3 protein-coding genes are annotated in these 1,520 nt (G+C 30.7%); all 3 read left to right on the top strand.

The window, feature by feature from the left end:
• Positions 1-217: 217 nt before the first annotated feature.
• Positions 218-691, top strand: coding sequence for a hypothetical protein (locus LS81_RS10900; protein WP_138069957.1), 474 nt, complete (start codon positions 218-220; stop codon positions 689-691).
• Between the two features lie 53 nt (positions 692-744).
• Entirely contained in the window at positions 745-1,266 is a 522-nt protein-coding gene (locus tag LS81_RS10895) for a hypothetical protein (RefSeq protein ID WP_034347859.1), read from the top strand.
• Positions 1,248-1,520: hypothetical protein (locus tag LS81_RS10890; RefSeq protein WP_237022244.1), on the top strand; the 273-nt coding region annotated here is incomplete at its 3' end. The genes LS81_RS10895 and LS81_RS10890, both read left to right, overlap by 19 nt.

The raw sequence follows: 1,520 nt of genomic DNA, 5'->3' as shown, positions 1-1,520 counted from the left end.
GACATGGACGATAACTCTTGCATCAACTATATATGGAGGAATAATACATATTTGGAAATATACTATGGTTTTGATATGAAAACTCAATGTGATTATGTGTATTTTTCTGATATGGGTGATGGTAACATTGCTATCATAAAAGGTAGTAATACTACTTGTGAAAGGAATTTATCATAACTCAAATACGCAGAAACTTATCGTACAATAAGGAGCAAAAATGAAACTTTTATTTTACATAGGCTTGGTATTTGGGTTTATAAATATTCTCAATGCACAAAATGTGGTATTAAAGACTGATAAAGAATTAGGGTTGCAATATCACAATATCCCTTGCAAAGAGATTCTTGATGGACACAGCTTTGTTAAGGATAGTAGCATTTCTACTTGTGCAGACAAGATACTTAAAGAATATGTCATAGAGGCTAATTTGGAGAATGCGTATAAAGAATTCATTGCTAATCACCCTGATAAAAAGGCTTTTAAGGAAAGCTTACCTACACAAAATCTACAATATGAATACAATAATCTTGAGCTATATAATGATACAATCAATATTGTCTATGAATTTGTCAATCCTAAATTTATGGTCTTAAGCATAGGCTATGAAAATGGTGTGGTATATTATAGCTTTAGACAGGTAGATTCTACACAGACACGCATTGAGGTAAGAAATTTTTATTTTAATGATTAGTCTCTAATTGCAAGATAAAAACGCAAGAATAACAAAAAAGTGGGAGTAAGCCAATGAAGCGGATTATATTATTTCTATTGTGTTTGGGAAATGTTTACGCAGGAGTTGTGAATCTAAGTCAAGATAAAGCAAATGAGATGATAGAACAAAGGGTAAAATTTTTTGATCAAGTCTTTTTAGTGCCTTATGATACATCAAAACTTTCACTAGATTCTGATAAGAAACTAGCTTTTATAGATTTATGTAGGTATCCAGCTAAAGGCTATGAAATTCCTTGTGGTAAGGTAAATGGTGAAGAAGTAGGGATAAGAAAATATTTTATCAAAGCCACAAGGATAGAAGAAGCATACAAGATATTTGAGGCAAAAGAGCAAAAACTGCCAAAAAATGTCAATATGTATGACTATGGAGAGGAAGAAAGCAATAAAGATGATGAAGTAGGAATCTATTATATTTGGGATAATATGGGGAGATTTTGGGTTATTAATATGGGGTATGATAGTGGCAGTGTCACGATTTATACACAAGCAAAAGATTATATTGAGGTTATACATCAATGGAGTGTAGATTGGTAACCCTACATGCAACATATTATAGAATCCATTCCAAAGAATATGATGTCATAGATGCACAAGATATACCTAAATTATTTTCATCATATTCTCTTACTCTTGGTATTATAGATACAGAAAGGTATTATAAATCTAATCATCTAAAAGAACAAGATATTTTAGAATCCATAAAACAAGATACTTCTTTACCTAAAGGAAGCTATTATCTCTATATCAAAGATATAGAAGAATCTCTAAAGATTAGAACAGATTACTTA

This window comes from Helicobacter trogontum, assembly GCF_000765905.2.
In the GTDB taxonomy this organism is placed as follows: Bacteria; Campylobacterota; Campylobacteria; order Campylobacterales; family Helicobacteraceae; genus Helicobacter_A; species Helicobacter_A trogontum.
Note: the sequence above shows the minus strand (reverse complement) of the source record. Positions and strands in the feature narration are given on the sequence as shown.